This is a genomic window from Candidatus Methanoprimaticola sp. MG2 (assembly GCF_047501175.1).
Classification (GTDB): Archaea; Thermoplasmatota; Thermoplasmata; order Methanomassiliicoccales; family Methanomethylophilaceae; genus Methanoprimaticola.
Genome location: NZ_JBEQWH010000013.1, coordinates 24,747 through 44,676, shown reverse-complemented (window position 1 = coordinate 44,676; position 19,930 = coordinate 24,747). Strand labels below are relative to the sequence as shown.

Below are 19,930 nucleotides of genomic sequence, written 5' to 3'. Positions count from 1 at the left end.
CGACGATTGCGTAGAGGTCCCCGTCCATGAAGACCTCGTGACCGGGCATCTCCGACTGATAGCGGGCCATCCGCCTCATGACCTCCGACAGAGTGAGGTCGCATGTCCTGATGTCTATCAGGATCCTGTCCCTTGCAGCCATTGCGAATCCTCCTATGAGATCCCTCAGAGAGGCATGTCCTTCGCGGCATGCAGCTTCGAGACGAAGGCGGAAGTCTCCGCTTCCACGCGTTCCAGCAGTGCGGCGGATGTCCTCTGCGGCATCCAGATCATCACCGCCACGAACCCGTCCGTCGGTGCGTCCCATATCGGCTGAAGGACCTCCACGGCGAGGTCTACAGCGTCCGCTGAATGGTTGATTTCTTGCATGTTTCGCAACTCCAATCAGATTGAATCTGATTGAATGTAATTGTATTAGACTAGTATTTATATTCATTGATTCTATTGAATCTGATTGAATGTCACAGAATAAGCCCCGTCTCGGAATAACTGTTGACCAGGAACTCATCGATTGGATTGATTCTATGATAGAGAGACGTGTTTTTGCAAACAGATCACACGGTGTCGAAGCATGCATCCAATGGACAAAGGATGCATACGAGAAGGGAGAGTTGCCACCACGTTGATGGAGTTGCGAATCCATAATAATGAGTGATGGCAACCCATGATGAGTTTTCGCACCGCCATGCGCAGTGCCGTTAATCATGATTGCGGACGATAGATTTACTTCCGATCCGCAAGTTGCGCAGAAATGCCAAAGCGGGGAAATCCCTAGGCTCTGCCTGGATTTCCAGTCTGACGGCAAACCTAGAGAGACCTACCCGGCAGAAGGTGAGACAATCCTCTCGATTGCATCAGAGCGGTCCATCAGATCAACCCCTCCTCTCTCGCCAACCTGATCAATGTTGTCCTCGAGATCCCCTCGAACTGTTTCGCCAATGCGGAGTCGGAAATGTCTGGATTCTCCTACTTGATCCTGATGATCTTCTTACGCTGATAGTCAGACAGCGATTTCCCCGGACGACCGATGACCTTGCCCTGAGCGATAGCACGAGCCTGCCCATCCTTGGTCCTGTCCGATATGAGTTCTCTCTCGAACTCTGCGACGGCTGCTAGGATCGTCGTGGTGAATCTGCCGGATGCGGTGGATGTATCAATCGGTTGGTCCAGAAACTCAACTGACACCCCCCAGGATTCCAGAAGCTGCATCATCGAAGTCAGATTGATCACTGACCGGGTCATCCTGTCGAGCTTCGTCGCCATGATCCTGTGGACCTTGCCTTGTTTCGCCAGAATCATCATCCTGTCGAGTTGAGGTCTGGATGCACATGCACCGGATGCAGTGTCGATGAACTCTCCGTAGATCATGTAACCACGAGACTTCGCAGCTTCGCGGAGGCGGATGATCTGATTATCCGTTGTCTGATCCTCTGTTGAAACTCTCGCGTAGAGAGCAACGATTATTCCGCTCATGTTGAACCTCCTCGCTCATCTACATATAGCACACGCACGCACACGCACGCACACACATTTCCCCTGTTTCTGTCGGGGCCAGACATTCCGCGTTGCTTCATGTCCGCCCCGACATAGCCCTAGCTAGCGCCCCACGTTTTCTGTTGGCGTCTGAGCGCGTCGGGAAGTACGCTCAAGTTGGGCAAATGCCAGGCGGCAGATTGCACAAAATTGAGTATACTTTATAAAGCGTTCAAATATCAACGACCGAATTGGGGCCACTCACAGCAACGGTGTGTGCGTGTGCGTGCGTGTGTGCGTGTGCTATATGTTCCATCGGCTCGGGGATTGAACCCGATGTAGCCCTTGCTGCCGATGTTGATGAGAACACGATCATCACTCGCGAATTACTCTCTCGAAGTGCGAACACTTCTGTTCACAGCAGAGAATCTCCTTATTGGACCAGGTACAACGATGATGGATATCGCCACCATCTGGATCCAAAAGGGTTGGCGTGCGGAAAACCACACGCCGAGAACAATCTTTACAGAGACCTAGCATCATGCACTTGCCTCCACAATAGGCAATCTGATGTCAGACTCTGGAAAGATCATTGTCAGATCTCCGAGTTCATCTACAAATGCCTCGAGAAGGACACCTGAGATCCTGTTGAATTTCGTTTCAATCGCAATGTGTGTTTCAGATGCGACCCTCGTGATCTCAATGTCCAATCCCTGAGATGAAAACTCTCCATCCTTCCCTTCGAGGATGAAAATGGCTGCTTTGGGGGGAATCAAGCACCGTCCCTCCCGTTCGCCAATTTCCTAGTTTTTGCGTTGGGCTTCTCCTTGATTTCGACTTCCGACCACAGAAAATCGATCATCTCGCCGGTCCATTCCGCTACGTGCACGTCCTTCACAACCTTCGCATTCCTCATGGGATCGCTCCCTCTCCGTACCCTCGTTCTCCTCTCCGTCCGCTCTCGCTCACCCTTGCGTAGTACCTCGCCTCAGTGGTGCTCGCATGCCCGAGGAAGACGGCAACCTGCCTACACGTTTGTGCAGCTGACTGTGAGATATCCCTCTGAGGCCCAACTTCGCGAGACAATAGCTCAGTATCCTGGTGACGGAACGATAGCCACGATCGAAGGCTACCATGAAGTCGACACCCCCGGCCCCTAAGAAGTCCAATGCAGTGGCCGGGCCTGGGGCGATTCTACAATTCTCAACTCAGTTATGGAGATGGACTTTCATTTTTCACTGACTGTTTGAAGAAACAACATGACCGAGTCACATGATCCAGGAATTAGGAAACACACTGATTGCACGATATATCTATGTCCGATCCGCAATTTGCGCAGAAATGCCGGTAGGCGGGAAGTCCGAATCTGTCGTGACGTCTCACTTTCCCGGCAGATTCGGTACCGTCCCGGTAGGAGGTGTTTGGATCGTTGAGGTCCGCATTGAGAGCCGTGGCAACGGTTTCCGTGTGGTGATCGAGACCGACGAGGTCACGGTCACCATCGACATTCCGTAAGGAATGATCGGGTCTGATCCGCCTCAAGGAATCCGGCTCCCTCGGGAGCCGTCATACCTTCCTCGGACATTCCATACACGCGGACCGTATTTATACCCGATTCCGCAAGACCACAGGGATCGGTCCGGATGACGGTCATCATTCCGCCTCCTTGATGCTCTTCATGAAGCAGATCGTCGCGAACCTGATGAACTCGGACCTTCCGGACATCCTCATCGCATCGGCATAACGGTATCGTCACGATACTTTAAATTACGATAAACGGATTCCAAAAGTGAACACGAGGGTCGTCCCATGACGACCGTGAGATGTTTGACCAGCCGCCTCACGGCGGCTGTAAAAGGTTTTACTTCAGCAGTTCGACGATCAGCCGAATGATGCTGAGGACCAGGGTCGCCGTTTGCAAGTAGAGACTCTGGTCCTTCCTATCTTCGGACGTGCTTATCACCTCCAAGGATTCTCAGGACGGAGTCCGGCACACGGGTATAGAAGTCCTGTGCACCGGACTTCACCCTGGCGACGGTTATCAGATGGTCCACGTATTTAGCGATTATAGTGTAGACATAATGACTGAAAAACTGACTTTTTCGGGTCAGTATGTATACAGTGTATAAATTTTATATACAAGAGGTCTCGACCGTTCCGAGACCAGGGGAACAATGAAGATGAAGTTAGAACAAAGAAACCGTCCAGGTCGATTACATATGCGATCCAGATTGAGAGGTGACGAATCCCGACTCATGGTATCGACCCCGGCATCACTGCTGTAAACGTAACGTATGATGACTCCAGTCCATACTCGTATTATCACATGCTTGTCAGAATCGGATCAGTCGTGCCTTCTACGGATCATGATGTATGCCATCGTGGAAACCACGATAAATACCACAACCAGGAATCCATATATCTCACTGCCCTGATTCTCGCCCTTGCCTTCATCAATAAAAGAGATATCCCCCTCATACTCCTTCCATGAATCTGCATGAGATGCCAATGCAAACAACGATGCATCCGTATCTCTGAAGACATCTGACCCGAACTCCGGCATATCTCCATTGAATGTCACTTTTTCGAGGCTTCTGCAATCATAGAAGCACATGTTCCCGATATTCTCCAAAGTTGGGGGGAATGACACCTCCTCCAATAGAAGACACTTGCTGAACGAACTTTCACCTATCGATATCAGTCCGCTTCCGAATGTCACAGACTCCAATCTGTCACATTGATAGAATGCCATGTCCCCTATGTCCGTGACATCCGGCAGGTCGATCGAGGTAATCGCAGATCTGTAGAATGCAGATTGCCTCACCTCGGCTACCGTTCCATCGAATGAGAATTCGTTCAAAGAGGAAGTGTATCCAAAGACGCGCTCGTCTATTAGATCCACGGATCTGCCCAGAGACACAGACTCTATGGAAGAGCAGACATAGAATGCCCCGCCCCTCACATCAGTGGTTGAATCCGGTACCCTGACCTCAGTCATAGAATAGCACATACGGAATGATTCGAAACCAAGGAAACGGACCCCGTGGAGATCCACATTCTGAAGCTTTGCACACTCCCTGAAAGCCTCATCACATACAACCTCGATGGACCCAGGGATATTGGCGTCGACCATCTTGTCACACAGATAGAATGCACGCACCCCTATTACGCGTATGGAATCGGGCATGTAGACCAAGGTCACGTCGGCCCCATAGAACGCCCTGTCCCCTATGCGCGTTACCGTATGCTTGGAACCGTCCCATTCCACGTGTTCTGGGATCATGACCTCTGTCCCTGAAACATGAGAGAGGACTGTCGCCTCTCCGGAGATCACCGTGAAGGAGACCTTTCCACTACCGGAATCCACAGTCTTCACATCCAGCAGGTCGATTCCATTCCACCCCCGTGCACCATCGAGCGCGGAAACCCTGTGGCCCCCGAGATCCTCCAGACCTTGCGGACGGTCTCCGAGGAACACCACCTCTTCGATCGACGTGCCCTGAAATGGGCTCGCGCTCATGACCTCCACCGTCGCCGGAATAACGAGAATGTCCACATCCAGACCGTCGAACGCCCCCTCGGATATGATTCTCAGAGGATACCCCTCTATGGCCGCCTGAACGTAGAGAATATCAGCATCAGAACGTACAGATATCAACTCCGAGCTGTAATCGGCGGAAGTGGAACCGCTTGTCCTATAGCCATATGTCGCATCGTACGATTCGTACTCCGAGGAGCCATCCGTTGATGCATCGCATGACGCGACAGCCGGCAGCAAAATGATGCAGATGATTATCAGAATCATTATGGGGTGACGGGTCATCGGAGCCTCGGCTTCCTACTACCATCGAATTCCCGTACGAGATCCATTACTAGGAATAGGGGTAACTTCTCGCGGATGCACAGCTCTATGCACCCCATACCACTCCTGTAATCGTCATAGATGCGTTTTGCGCGATAGTCATCATCGATCTCCACGAACTTGTCGCTGATGAACGTTCTGCAAACCTTTGACTCACGCCATTTGGTGGTACGACAGTTTGGACATCTGACCGGAAGGGAATCGATCTTCTTTGTGAGCCATCTGTATCCGCACTTGTTGCACACACACTCGGAAGCAGGTTCCCTCCACCTCCTTGAACTACATTTGGGACACTTTATCGGATTGGCGGTCCTCGTCTCCCAGTCGTATCCGCACTGGTTGCAGTGCTTGAGGATGCCTGTACTCTGATCGTCTGGACCTTTCAGACGGTTTGTGTAGAAACGCCCGCCGCAATACGGGCATGTGCATGCCGCCTTGGAGTCCTTGACACTCCTGCGCCTTGTCGAACCGCTCCGCTTCCGTGTTCCCCCTCCCCCTTCCATATTCCCGAACGGGTCTGTGATGTTCGAAGCTTTGGCGATCATGGCCACCACACTGGAATAATCATCCAATTGTCTATAAAGTAGTTTATGTGGATTTATATGGATATAAATGGAAAAATAATGGATGTATATTCCAAATAAATGATTGCTCGAGAACAGAACAAAAACCACATATCGCCCCCTGAATCAGTAATAATCGAATGGGTTCTCAACAAAGACAGAATCATCGACGACAACACCTGACTCGACATAGGCATCCATTATCCTGTCAAAGGCACGCCGCACATCCTGATACTCCATCCCGAAACACAACGCGATGGCTTCCGGACCCATCCCTGTGAAATGGATCGCCAGTATGTTGGCATCACCCGGATCCAGTCCCAGTCTCTTCATCAAATAATCCGTAATCTTCAGATAATCGCTCCTGTGATTCATCATGTCCTCTGCGATCTTGGAGAAAATTGGCGAACGGGAGGGGTTTGAGAACCTCTCAGCCAGCTCGGTCGCATTGCATCCGAACTCTGAACACACATCCTGAAAGTAACGGGTGGCGACCGGGATCTCGTCCACCCAGAGATATATGAAAGCCATATTGTCACGATAGACATACCTGAGTACGGAGTTGCCGGACGACCATATATCGAAGCTCTCCGACACCTGGTCCGCAACGCATGTGCAACGCGGACACGGCGTAGAGATGCTATCTGGCGATGTCCATTCCTTACCGCAGAAACTACATCTGTGATCACTGAAATTGGTCCTCCTATTGCAGCGGGGACAGCTCTGGCTTCCTACGAATCTGGAAACGAAGCTGAGCCCGCACTCGTTGCAGTGTGTGATCTTCGGAGTGACGTTCCATTTGAGAGAGTGACATTTGGGACACTTCTTGACATCATCGGAAGTACGATTCGATCTGAGGACCCATTTGTATCCGCATACCTTGCATTGGACCTTGTTCTGGGGAACATTCCATCTCGAGGAACGGCATTTGGGACAGCGGGCAGGATCGTTACTTCCAGCCACCCACACATGCCCACATGCGTGACACGTCAACCTTCTGGTCGGGTCGTTCCACTGCTTCGACCTGCAGAGAGGACAACGTGTAGGCATCGTTGCGGAGCGAGGGAACCAATCGTACTCGCAACGGTTGCAGTGGAGCTTCGTCAATACCTGCACGCCCCGCACACCTTTACCACACGACGGACAGCATTGCTTGGAATCGGTGAGGGTCCAGGTCATTCCGCAACTGCACCGGATCTGTCTCTCCTCTGGAACATCCCAACGGGATGACCTGCAGCGCGGACATCTTTTGGGCATAGCCTCTCCACGGAGGTTCCAATAGTGTCCGCATCTGTAACAGTAAGCCGAAGACTCCTCCACAGAATGGGTGTCACGAAGACATTGACCGCCCTCCGACACTTCGATGTGTGTCAGATGGATCCCTCGATGTACTTCTTTGGTAGGACGTATATCTCGCCGTCCGCATCCAGTCCCACACGGGAATCGACCTCATAGACGTCACGGATCAGATCCTCTGTGATGACCTCCCTCGGATCCCCGATGGTGACGATCCTCCCCTCCTTCATTATGATGCAGGTATCGCAGTAGCGTGCCATGAGAGATATGTCGTGTTCCGCAACAAGGACGGTCATGTCAGTCAAGGACATCTTGCGGAGATATTCCATCACCTGTAGCTTATACTTCATATCCAGATGGGCTGTCGGTTCATCCACGAGCATCAGTTTCGGTTCCTGGACATATGCCTTGGCGATCAATGCGCGTTGACGTTCGCCCGATGAGCAGAGGGACAGCTGACGATTACGTATCCCGTCCAACCCGAAGGTCCTTAGAGCTTCACGTGTGATGCGTTCGTCCTCCGGGGTCTCCCACCACAGACGATCGACGAACGGGTACCTTCCGAGAACGACCATGTCCATGACCGACATGCTGAACGTCGAACCGAGCTCGGCCGGAACCGTTGCCACCAATTTGGCCACTTCGGCAGGTTTCAGATCGGCTATGCTGTGCCCATCCACCTCCACACTTCCCCGGGTCGGAGTATATATCTTGCTGATGCACCGCATCATGGTGGACTTTCCACATCCATTGGGTCCGATCAATCCTACGAGCTTCCCCTTTCCGATGGATAGGCTCACACCATCCAGAGCATGGAATCCATCGAACTCTATCCCGAGACCCTCGATCGAAAGGAGATCATCCGTCATATTCGCGCCCCCTCCTCATGAGCATGTATGCGAAGACCGGAGTCCCGATCATCGCGGTTATCGCTCCAACGGGGAGCTCCAGGGGAGACATCACCGTCCTTGCGATGAGGTCCGAGAACAGCATGAGCATCGCCCCGAGCGCGACAGATGCGGGCATGATGAGCCTGTGATCGCTACCTAAAGCCATTCTGCAAGCATGAGGTACGACGAGTCCCACGAAACCGATGATCCCGACGAATGCCACGCACACTGCAGTGAGGACGGAAGCGATGATCATCATCGACCTCTTGAACAGCCTCACATTGAGTCCCAGTTGTTTCGCCTGCTCCTCTCCCATCGAGAACAGGTTGAACTCCCTCGCCCAGACCAATGCGACCAATGCTATCCCCATGGCCGGCACGAATACCAGCCATGCGTTCTCCCATGTTATCTGGCTGAACGAACCGTAGAGCCACCACATGGAATCCGTCAGATTCCCCTTGTCCAATGTCAGGAACACCGTCTGTACCGATGAGAATGCGAATCCGACGATGACACCCGCCAGTATGTAATTAGTCGTGGACCCTCCGGAACCTTCGGCCACGCCCATCGTGATAGCGAATGCCACGAGTCCACCGATGATGGCTGCGACAGGTATTATGTACAGTGAATTTGCAGCTATGAACGGGATGGACATGCCTGCCGCAGAAACAGCGATGGCGAGACATCCGGCACCGGATGACACTCCGGTGATGTATGGGTCGACCAACGGATTCCTGATTATCGCCTGGAACATGCATCCTGCAATGGCGAGACCGGCACCGACAGCTATCGCCGCGATTGTCCTGGGAAGCCTGGAATAATAGATGTAGTTCTCAACGGGGTCAAGGTTCTGCCCTCCGTTCTGGATCGATGATATCAGGGCAGATATCGCATCGCTGATGGGGATGATTCCTCCAGATGATATGGATATGGAGATGAGGAACGCCACTGCCGACATGAGGACTCCGAACACCACTATGACCTTGAACCGCCTCTTCTTACGGGCGATCTCGCTGATATCGTCATCCTCCGAATACTCCATGTCCTTCTTGAGGCCACGAGCGCCCCTCATAAGCCAGCTCTTCTTCGATTTATCCATCATATGACCTCAATAGTATCTGTAAAGCAATGCGATGGCCAGAATCGCCAAAGCGACCACCGCCAACCACGACCAGTGTTTGAATCCCGGAGAGTCGATCGTGATCTCACCGGAATCGTTCCATGCCTTCCCCTGAACATCCGAGATGCAGTATACTGCACCGTAATCGTTTCCCGTGTAGATCTTGCCCCCGATGACCGTGGCCGCGACCATCGACCATGAGTCCTTCGAAAACGGTTCCAACCTTACTTTCCATTCCTGGGAGCCGTCAACGGCAGAGTATGCGGCGACCCCTCCACCATTGGGGTATTTGGTGCCGTTGCTATAATCGACGAGATACACGAGTCCGTCCGCCAATGTCGGAGTAGCCTTGATCGTGTTGTTGAGAGGTGTGCACCAGATCACATCACCGTTGAAATCGAACTTGTACAACCCGGACACGACGTCCATCGTTCCCCCGCCGACCATGTTCAGTGAGTCATCCCCTCCGGGGACCGTCCCGACGTAACAGATGAAACCGTCCCCATCCACCACCGGGCCACCCATGCGGAAACTGTGCTTCCAGTAATACTCGGAGCCATCGGGACCCGTACCGGTCGTCTGGTCGACGCATACCCCGAACCCGACCGTGGGATCCATGCTCCCGTCGGAACATGTGACGATCATACGCCCATCGGGAAGGGGTGTGAAACCTGTCACGGACCCTGGGGTGCCGGGGGCATTGTCATTGCTCTCACGGAGATCTATGATCCTCTGGGTCCAGATCATCTCGCCCGTCGACGCGTTGACCGCATACGCGTAACCCTCGTAGCTTCCAAGGAACAACGTGCGAACACCGTCGACATCGTAGATCACGGGTGCGTGATAGTAGAAGCATCCCTTGGTACCAGTGTACTTCCCATCGGATACGGTCGCCGGAGGGTCGTATTCCCATAGGTTCACCAGCCTTGATGTGCGCTCCGATCCGATGCCCGAGGTCTCTATGCAATACGCCTCGATCTTCCCGTCGCTTGTTCCGAAATAGATCGCCCCGGAATCATATACCGGTGATGTGCCTCCGGTGAAGAACGTCCTCCCATCCCATATGACATCCGCATCCGAGTCCATCGGATACTCGTCCTCTAAGGTGACCGTGTCGTACAGTGTGCCTGTGAACCTGTCGAAGAGATACACGTCCCAACAGGTGGAAGTGACGACGAGCATGTCTCCGACGACTAGCGGAGAGGTCACCTCATACCCCTGACCGTACCTCATCATGAAGCTCCAGACCTCTTTGCCTGTGTAACGATCCAGACAATACACCCACGGCATCCTGTCGGATCCGCTGGCACCATAGGTTCCGCCTGTCGTGTGATACAGAAGATCTCCAGCGACGATTATCGACGAATCCACATATCCCGTCGAATAGGTGTTGTACCATTCCAGAGGGGTGGCGGGAGTCTCGGTCCCGTAGGAGTCGGATATCCCCGAGCAGGAGGAGTCCCCTCTGACGGATGTCCACGCATACTGCTCATCCGGAGTCTCGACCGGGACGATGGAATCCGGATAGAATCCGATGGCGAAGGCCGAAGAGACGGACTCCGCGTATCCATCGGATGCAGTCCATGCAACTCCCGTCCAGACATACAGGTTCCATTGACAGGGCTGAGTTCCGACACAATGGTTCTCCATCCCGCCGATGGAGACGAAACGACCGTCGGACTCCGCGTGAGGGATGTCTGAGCCATCAAGCACGGCGACCGTCGCCTCATAGTACGTGGGGCCGTCTGCATGCATCCAAACGGTATTCCCGTTCCCATAGTCCAAGAGCATATTGTTGTCGGCATCGTCCGCATCCGAAGGGAAGGCGAACATGCCTATCGCCAGAAGCGCGGCGACCACGATGAGTGCTATCCTTCTCATATTACGCCTCCGGCTGATATCTCAGATACTGCTGGTAGTCGTCCCCGAAGTACATTGGAACGAGGTCCATGGGATCACGCTGGAGGAATGCCTCGGGATTGAGTATCTTGCAGATCAGTTCGACAGCCTCGGATAATCTCGGCCCAGGACGTTGAAGGATGTCTCCTGCATCCCCGGAGAACACGAACACCTGACCCTCGGCATACGCCGGCGTCTGCTTCCACAAAGGATCCAGACGGTCGAGGATATCGCGATATTGCTCTTCGGAGGTGACTTCCGTGGCAGATATCACGATGATCACCTGTGGCTGCTTTGCATAGATCTGCTCCTTGGAGACCATGAACCAACTGGAGGACTGGGATTCGAATATGTTCCTGCCCCCCGACGAGGCTATGATGTCCGTCATGAATGTGTTAGACCCCGCTGTCCAGGGGGACGGGTCCGGGGAAAGTGCCGCGAACACCCTCTTGTTGGTCATCCCGGCAATTCCGGAGGAGACGTCTATGCTGTGTCTCAGCTCCCTTATCGTATCGTTCGCACTGTCCGAGCTTCCGAGCGCGGATGCTGCGATCCATATGTTCGCATACAGGGTCTCGATATCCGAACCGTCATAGAGGACCACACAGTCGATCCCCGACTTACGGAGCTTGTCGGCCATGGACAGATGCTCTCCCGTCCCACCCTCGCAGAAAACGATGTCCGGGGCCAGACGGACGATGTACTCGTAGTTGGGGTCCGTATAACCGCCCGTTATTGCTATGGTCCCATCGTTCTGACGCTCGGTGACCTCGTGCGGGTAATTGCTGTAAAGGTCCGTCCCTATTATGTGATCCAGACCGCCGACCGCGCACAAAGTCTCTGTGACAGACGGCGCCAGGGACACGATCCTCAGATCCTCTCCCGTCTTGACCGAGACACCTTCCTTGGCATAACTGTAGTATTCGAATCCGGTGCAATCGGTTCCCGGAACCACCGTATCAGGCCCGGATGCCCTTGCGAAGCACAGGATACGATGATCGGGTGAGACCATCCCGTTAGGATCTGTTTCGGTCCATGCCCCCGATGGATCCAGGGCATACATGGCCCATGATATCCCCTCTAGATTGGACTGGCCGTTCACGGAGTACACTCCGCCGTCGCTCTTGAAGAGGACCTCGTACCCCGCGATACGGCATGCGGACCTTAGTGCATCATATCCGTTCGAACCTTCCTCGAAGGTCATCTCGATCCAGTCGACATCCCAATATCCGAAATCGATCATCATGCCCTGTGCCTGATCGCGCTCGGACTGGGTTGAACCGACGGAGGAGGCGATGATGACGGTCGTAACGATGACCGCCACCGTTATTATCAGCTTCTTCCCGATATGGTTCAGATCATCGCCTCCCTGGTGGTTTCAAGCCTTGTTCCTCTTGAGAAGGACCACTGCGACGATTCCCAACAGAACCACCGCCGCCACGACACCTATGGCCACCATCGATCCGGAATCGTCTCCGGGCTGATCCGGCAGGGGAGCATCCGAGGTTCCGATGAAATACTCGGAGAAATGGTCTGTGACGAACGTCGCCATCCCCGTCTCCGGATCGTACGTGCAGTCTATGGCCGTTAGCGTCCCGTCATCTGCGAGATGGAATGCCTTGATCCCCTTGGTCTCCCCCTCATACGGGAGGGAGACTGTCACATCCCCTCCGAACTTGCTGATGCTGCCATTGGAGACGGACAGGGAATAGACCGTGGCACCATCGGCCGCTGCCTTCTGGGCCTCGTTGAGGTCTGCATATCCGATCGATATGGGGATCCCATTGTAGAACAGGGTCTCGTTGTACTTCTCGGCGATGGTCTTCACGGCGTCTGTGGAGAAGGTTACGTCTCCGACACGGGTCTTCACATTGAAATCGAAGTCCGCATCAACCAAGGCGAGGAGTTGGTTCTTGGTAACACTGACTATGTACTCCGTATCATCGATACCGGTAAGGTCTATGACCCTGAGCTTCTCGGCGAGCTCCTTCACGTCATCGACCACCGTGACCTGACATGATGCCAGGACGTCGTCTATGTATGCAGTGACTATTGCGGTACCTTCTTTCAGAGCCTTTACGGTCCCCCCGCTGACGGATACCACATCAGGCCCGGACGATACTGCCCACTTGACCCGTCCTGATTCGGAGGACGGCTCGACATCGACGGAGATCGTTATCCCATCTCCCTTCTGAAGTATGACTGCGGAACATGATATCGTCAGGGTTCCATCGAACTCCCCCTCTGCAGCAACGGTGACTTCGCAAGATGCGGTGAATCCTCCATCGGAAGCCTTCGCCGTCACGGTCGCCGTCCCAGGTCCGACAGCTGTCACCTCTCCGCCTTCGACCGTCACGACGTCCGTGTCACTAGGTGTCCATGTCAGTCCGCGGTCCGTCGCGTTGGACGGCGAGAATGTGCATGTCAGAGTGCCTGAACCCCCCTCCTTGAGCTTCATAGATGTGTTGGAAAGGGCTATGGACTGAACTGGGACCGTCTTCGATGTCACATTGATCCTCACAGAGTCCGTGAACCCTCCGTCGGCCGTCTTCACGGTGACGGTCGCCGTACCCTCTGCCTTCCCATAGACCGTCCCATCCGAGGATACGGTCAATACGGAGCTGTCACTGGATGCCCAGGACACCGCCTTGTTCATCGCGTCGGAGGGACTCACGGATGCCCGAAGTTGCGCGGACTTCCCGACCCCGAGGTCGGAAGGAGCATTACTGATGGATACCCCGGTAACGGGAACGTTCTCGCGTGGGACCTCCTTGAACTGAGCATGGACAGTGATGTTGCTTATGATCTCCATCCCGTCCAGATCCCTGTCCCAGCCGATGAATTCGTAATCAGTCGTATCGGTGGAGGTCTTCTTGGATGTGGTCGGAGCACTCACGGTTCCGAAGTAGTCGACCTTCTGCTTCGTCTCCTTGCCGTCACCGTCGATGAACGTGACTGTGCATCCCCCCGTCATGAGGGACTTGGGACAGGAGCTCGGCAGGACCTTGGGTCCCATATTGTCCGCCTGGTCCTCCTTAGTCACCTGTCTGACGAATCCGTAGTACTTGCAGACGCCCGGATCATAGTGCCCCAGGGTCTCACTGAACATCCACTTCCCGGATTCGTAATGGTACTGGGACCAATACCTGTAATCACCGTTACCGAGATTTATGTCGACCAGTCCCATGAAAGAGAACAGCCACCCTATGTAGTCGAGGTTCGTCTCCCCGTCCTTCACACCGTCGGACATGTTCAGCTCGAGGCCGTACTTGTCGCAGGCATCTTTGAAAGCCCATGCGGCATTGCTTCCAGTCCCGGAGATCCAGAAGCCCTTCTCCCTCTGTTCCTGATCGAAGAACTCCGTCACATCGGTACCGTTGTTGACGTCCTCCGGGGAGTTGAAGACTATGTAGAAGTAGGCCACGGAGGTGGGCTGGAAGTCCGGTACGGTGTACCCGACCGAATCGCCCGATGTCCGGGTGGCATAATGAACATAATATGAGGTACCGCTGACGAAACTCGCGTCACCGGTCTTGGTCATGTATGTGACCTTCCATCCCTCGGGAGGGACCCACTGGTATATCATCCACGTATGATCCTTGTCGGAGGTCTTCCCATCGACCGATTTGATCGTACCATTCGCATTCTTCTCTACAGAATGGCCTCCGTTGCTCAATGCCCCGACAATGATGTTCTCCACGGTCGAACCGCTCCCACTATACTCGACATCACCGTCGATGAACACGCGCGCGGAGCCGGAAGCAGCGTCCGAGTCGTCTTCCACGACAGTGAGGACGAACGTCACGAGAACGACGACCATCATCACTGCTACTGCTCTTCTGACAGCGGTCATGATTATCGGAGATACAGATTTCCGAGACGGGGTTTAATAGGCTGACGGCTCGGGTTGGTTCTACCTGGTCATAGGTTACGACATATCGGCCGTAGCACCCATACGTCATTTCATGGACGATTATGATCGGCCGGATGTCAGAATGATGAAAGGAGGCCCATCCTCCCTGAGGACGGGCCAGTTTAACATCGTTTCAAGGGGGCGGGTCCCGATGGGCCCGCCTTTTGCCGAGGCCTCAGTCGGAACGCCTGCGACCTCCAAAGGTCCTGTCGTATATCATGACCGCAAGCATTCCCGCGAGAAGCACTGCGATGACGCATCCGATGATCTCGATGGTGCTCATCCCTCCCGAGGAATCGGCATCGGACTTCTCGGACAATCCGATGAAATAGTACGACAGATGGGTGGTGCGGAAGGTGAACTCCCCGGAATCGGAGTCGTAGCTTCCTCCCATGCCCGTGATCTTCCCGCTGTCATCAAGGTAGTAGGCCGTGAGGTCCGATGGGCTCTCGCCGCTTCCGAGGGTGTACGGGAGGGTGATGTCCATCGTTCCTCCGAGTGCGGACACCGCCTTCCCTCCAACGGACATGGTGATGCTGTAGACCGTCCTGCCTCCTGCGGAGGTAGCCTGGTCAGGCGTCATCACTCCCACATCGACGGTGGACGTGTCCACCTTTATGTCTCCGCCGATCCCGACCAGGTTCTCGATGGTCTCCGACGATACCGAGAGGGCACCGAGGTTGGTCCTGACCTTGAGGGTCATGGAACCGTCGTCGATGAGCTTCCCCAGGGATTCGGAGGGTAGCACCACGCTGACCGGCATCTCGGAATCGTCTGTGCGGGCATCGAGTTCGGCCTCGAAGTCCACCTCCAAACCAATCATCTCGGACACGGCGGAGATCTGGACGGCGAGGGCATCCATCGCGGCAGGGGTGACCTTGACGTTCTGGATCCCTCCGGAGACGGACAACGATGCTGTCAGACGGACGTCCGTCGCATGAGTGGTCTTGCCGGAACCGTCGACTGTCTCGGTGTACTCCACCTTCACCCCGGTCTTGGTGTCCTCGGCCACGACCTTCGTCGTGGAACCGGTGACGTTTCCGTCGACATCGGTCTTGGTCACGGACTCCCTCTTCACGGTTGAGGTCTCGGAGAGAATGGTCTCCGACGTCTCGATCGTGGTCTTGGTACCGTCCTCCTCGGTCTTCACGTCCACTGTGACGTCTGTCACCACGATTGTGCACGTGTCCTCGAGCTGTGTCCCGCTTGCCGTGACGGTGATCACCGCGGTCCCGGCCTTCAGTGCCTTGACGACACCGGAGGACGAGACGGAGGCGACCGAGGGGTCGCTGCTCTTGAACACGAGCTTCGCCCCGACAGGCTCTGTGACCGCGTTGAGGGTCAGGGTGTCCCCCTTATTCAGATAGCTCGTCTCGTCCCCGACGAAGGAGACGGACGTTGCCAACGGGACGACCTTCACGTCACACGTCTCGGTGACCGATCCGTCCTTCGTGGAGACGGTGATCACCGCGGTCCCGGCGGAGATCCCTGTGACCACACCGGAGGACGAGACGGACGCCACCGCGGGATTGCTTGAAGTCCACAACAAGGTCTTGTCCGCAGCGTTGTCCGGGGACACCGTCGCCTTGAGGGCGTACGCCTCGCCCACCTTGAGTGAGAGGGAGTAGTCCTCGAGCTCGATGTCGGTGACCTTGATGCTGACGACCTGGATGACGACTGTCCCGGTCATTCCGCTCCCGTCCTTGGCGGTCGCGGTGATGACCGCATACCCCTCGGACAAGGCGGTGACCTTTCCGTTGGCATCGACCGTGGCCACGGCCGTGTTGCCGGAGGACCAGGAGACATCGGTCCCGACCGGGTCCGTGACAGCCTTCAGAGTGACACTCCTCCCGGACTGGATCGGAGACCCGTACCCGGAGATGCTGATGGACTCCACTCCCTTGACCGAGACGAGGAACTCGGAGGTGACGCCGTTGGGTGCGGCGACCGTGATGACCGCGGTCCCAGCGGAGACCGCCGTGAAAGTCCCATCCTTATCGATGGATACGACGTTCGGACTTTCAGACACGTACGTGGAACTGCCCGTGACGACCTCTCCGCTCTCCTCATACGACACGGAGACCGAACTGCTGTCCCCGACCCCCAGGTTGACGTCCTCGGGTTCGACCAGGACACTCAGCGCGGGGACGGTGATGGTGAATATCTCCTTCTTGTCTATGGTGGAACTGCCCGTGACCGTTATGTCGACGGTACCCGGCCTGAGAGCCTTGAGGGTCCAGCTGTTGCCGGTGACGGTTACCTCCACTACCTTCGGATTGCTGGAGACGACGGATACGACTCCCGACCCCTCCGGGTAGATGGTGACCTCGACGACCTCGGACTCGCCATACCTGAGGGTGATGGAGTCCAGGTCCGACACATCCCCTCCGCCATAACGCACCTCCATATCGACTATGGAGACGTTATTCTTCACCCAGACCGCGGTCAGGACCGTCTGTCCAGTGATGATGTACATCTCACCAGGCTTGAACACGGTAGTCCCATCGGACCATCCGATCAGCGAGAAGTCATTCAATCTGTCATTGAGGGGTGTGCTATTCTCAGACCCTGTTCCCTCGGATCCATCTTCGGAGCCCTCACTTGGTTCTTCATACTTGGGGTTCGGAAGTTCGATCAGTTCGCCGATGGAACCCTGCTTAATCTCGTTGTCGACGCCTTCAACGTCATAGTCGAAGATCACCTTCACCTCCGTGAATGCGGTCCCATCCATCATCGTGATGTTGGACATGATATCGAGCGTCGTCGTCTGCGTGACATACACCATGCATGACACGGACGTGCTCTTCCCGTTCGAATCCGTCACGGTAGCGGTTATCAGGGCCTGTCCGAGCGTATGCGCGGTCACGGTCCCATCCACGCTCACGGATGCCACGTTGGATGCCGTGGAGGACCACTTGACGGCACCTCCGAGACTGTTAGTCACTGTCAGGACGTGTGTGCTCGCAGACTCGTCCAGGGACTCCGCATGAAGGTATATGCGGTCATCACTGATGCTCAGGCCACCAGACCCCTTCACGCCCCTGTCGGAACCGTTGCTCCCGTACCAGACCTTGTCCGGATCTATATCGTCCCCAGAGCTTACTGTTGTGAGATAGAATCCTCTCGTCTTGGAGAAATCCTCGACAAGATCATTTCCATCGAATATGGAGGTCAACTGACCGCTCTCATCCAGCATGTAGACATAGTACTGATTCTTACCGACCGTCAACATGCCATTATCTCCGAAGCTAGCATTCTTGACGTTGAATGCATCCTCGAATGCCTTCAGGAACGCATCCTGGGAATCCCTATCGACGGCGAATCCCTCTCTGACGGTCGCATTGGACCCCGTATCCTCCAGGAAGTAGTACGTTCCCGAGAGTCTCGGAGACCCGTAGCTGTAGACCTTCCCCGAATCGTTGTAGAATATCAGCTGACCGTCCGTTCCCACACGGACCGCCTGGGAACCGAATCCCGGGTCCAGGGACTTGATGGACGGGACATCCTCGAGATCCCACTTGCCATTGACGCAGTTGTCTGTGAAGATGTACAGGTACTGGTCGGAGGAATAGTTCAACAGGTAGATGTAGACGCTGCCGTTCATCCCGTCGCCCTTCCCGGAAAGGTAGTATGTGGATGCCACCAGGCTACCGTGGGACGATATGGATTGGATCTCTTCGACGAACTTGGGGGTCCCATCCTCCAAGATGTCGTATACCTGGAAGTATGCCTTGGTGGAGTTCGAGACGGTGACGTTCACGTAGGCGCGGTCGTTCTGGATCACCAATGCCGAGGTGAGGCTGTCGCGGGTGTTGGAGTGAGCGAGGCTGACCGTCTTCAGATCACCTATTGTGGTTCCGTTCACGTCCATGTATGCTATCGTCGAGCTGCCGGAGACGGATGATGTTCCGAATAGACCCACGGTATAGGCGGTCATGTAGAGATGACCTTTGTAGAGAGTCAGCCATCCATCGTCCAGGTAATAGCCGGTCAATCCCGTGAGCTGCTTCTTATCATACTTGCCATCATCGAAGTCCAGAGCATTGATGTAAATGACCGAACCTTCGGTCGAGATGTAGTACATTACATTCTCTGATTCGTCGATAACTGCCTTCGATGTCGTTCCGTAGAGGTACTGGTTCGGATTGACCTTCTTGGTTTCATATTCCCACAGGTTCTTCATGACCCCGTTTTCCAACTCAGCAGGGGACATCTTCCAAACCGTTCCCGAATCAGAACTGATACTGTTTCCAATTGCATAGAAGAAACCATCGCTCCAAACGACGTACTTGATACCATCGGACATTGAGCAGACATAGTTCAGATCCGTATCGTAGACCTTGTGTGATGTGTAGTCGACGATGTATCCTCCAGCATATCCCAAATAGTGATAGAAATCCGTGGTGGATGAATAGGTGACGACGGTATCGATTAACGATCCGGTCATGGAATCCAACTTGTAGATCGCGTTGTTGGCCTGAATGAAGACATGATTATCCACTATCAACGGAACACTGGGCATTCCGCTCCAGACCATTCCGCTCTGTGTCACGGATCCACCATCCCAGAACCACATCCTCAGCAGTTCCTCGCTTGGCACGGGAGTCTTCTGTTCGACCACGTATGTAAGGTCTGTTGATGACGAGACATATTCCACTTCGGGAACCAGACACACATATCCGCTAACATTGGTTATTGTTACAACATTGCCCTGCTGAGTGTATTCCATCCCAACATCAGCTGAAAATCCTGATAAGGAATAGCCGATGCGTGGAATGAAGCATAGGACGATGTCCTCACCTGATACGAACGTACCGCCTTCGTAGATCTCTCCTTTCTCATCCCCGTTCATCCGATAGAAGGTCCCCGCTTCAGAGTTCACATCGAGATAGTCACCAAGTGAGGCCCACTTAG

13 protein-coding genes are annotated in these 19,930 nt (G+C 54.5%); all 13 read right to left on the bottom strand.

Annotation, left to right across the window (positions count from 1 at the left end; translation table 11 throughout):
• Positions 1–165: 165 nt before the first annotated feature.
• Positions 166–369, bottom strand: coding sequence for a hypothetical protein (locus V5D86_RS08875; protein WP_414596326.1), 204 nt, complete (start codon positions 367–369; stop codon positions 166–168).
• 597 nt (positions 370–966) lie between these two features.
• Positions 967–1,473, bottom strand: a complete 507-nt coding sequence (locus V5D86_RS08870; RefSeq protein WP_414596325.1) for a recombinase family protein — start codon at positions 1,471–1,473, stop codon at positions 967–969.
• Between the two features lie 539 nt (positions 1,474–2,012).
• Positions 2,013–2,249, bottom strand: a complete 237-nt coding sequence (locus tag V5D86_RS08865) for a hypothetical protein (protein ID WP_414596324.1) — start codon at positions 2,247–2,249, stop codon at positions 2,013–2,015.
• On the bottom strand, positions 2,246–2,389 hold the full coding sequence (locus tag V5D86_RS08860; RefSeq protein ID WP_414596323.1) for a hypothetical protein: 144 nt from the start codon (positions 2,387–2,389) through the stop codon (positions 2,246–2,248). Before V5D86_RS08860 ends, V5D86_RS08865 begins: the two co-directional genes overlap by 4 nt.
• A gap of 1,428 nt (positions 2,390–3,817) precedes the next feature.
• Positions 3,818–5,278, bottom strand: a complete 1,461-nt coding sequence (locus V5D86_RS08855; RefSeq protein WP_414596322.1) for a leucine-rich repeat domain-containing protein — start codon at positions 5,276–5,278, stop codon at positions 3,818–3,820.
• A 14-nt stretch (positions 5,279–5,292) separates the two neighbouring features.
• Complete coding sequence (locus tag V5D86_RS08850; protein WP_414596321.1) at positions 5,293–5,907, bottom strand: hypothetical protein; 615 nt, start codon at positions 5,905–5,907, stop codon at positions 5,293–5,295.
• A gap of 117 nt (positions 5,908–6,024) precedes the next feature.
• Positions 6,025–6,429: a hypothetical protein gene (locus tag V5D86_RS08845; protein ID WP_414596320.1), complete on the bottom strand. Its 405-nt coding sequence runs from the start codon at positions 6,427–6,429 to the stop codon at positions 6,025–6,027.
• 839 nt (positions 6,430–7,268) lie between these two features.
• Entirely contained in the window at positions 7,269–8,063 is a 795-nt protein-coding gene (locus V5D86_RS08840; RefSeq protein ID WP_414596319.1) for an ABC transporter ATP-binding protein, read from the bottom strand.
• Positions 8,053–9,183: a FecCD family ABC transporter permease gene (locus V5D86_RS08835; RefSeq protein ID WP_414596318.1), complete on the bottom strand. Its 1,131-nt coding sequence runs from the start codon at positions 9,181–9,183 to the stop codon at positions 8,053–8,055. The genes V5D86_RS08840 and V5D86_RS08835 overlap by 11 nt, the downstream gene beginning before the upstream one ends.
• A 9-nt stretch (positions 9,184–9,192) precedes the next feature.
• Positions 9,193–11,085 (bottom strand): PQQ-binding-like beta-propeller repeat protein, encoded by a 1,893-nt coding sequence (locus tag V5D86_RS08830; protein WP_414596317.1) that lies wholly within the window; start codon positions 11,083–11,085, stop codon positions 9,193–9,195.
• Position 11,086: 1 nt separating this feature from the next.
• Positions 11,087–12,427: an ABC transporter substrate-binding protein gene (locus tag V5D86_RS08825; RefSeq protein WP_414596316.1), complete on the bottom strand. Its 1,341-nt coding sequence runs from the start codon at positions 12,425–12,427 to the stop codon at positions 11,087–11,089.
• Positions 12,428–12,481: 54 nt separating this feature from the next.
• Positions 12,482–14,956 (bottom strand): Ig-like domain-containing protein, encoded by a 2,475-nt coding sequence (locus V5D86_RS08820; protein WP_414596315.1) that lies wholly within the window; start codon positions 14,954–14,956, stop codon positions 12,482–12,484.
• 235 nt (positions 14,957–15,191) lie between these two features.
• Positions 15,192–19,616: an Ig-like domain-containing protein gene (locus tag V5D86_RS08815; RefSeq protein ID WP_414596329.1), complete on the bottom strand. Its 4,425-nt coding sequence runs from the start codon at positions 19,614–19,616 to the stop codon at positions 15,192–15,194.
• Positions 19,617–19,930 lie beyond the last annotated feature (314 nt).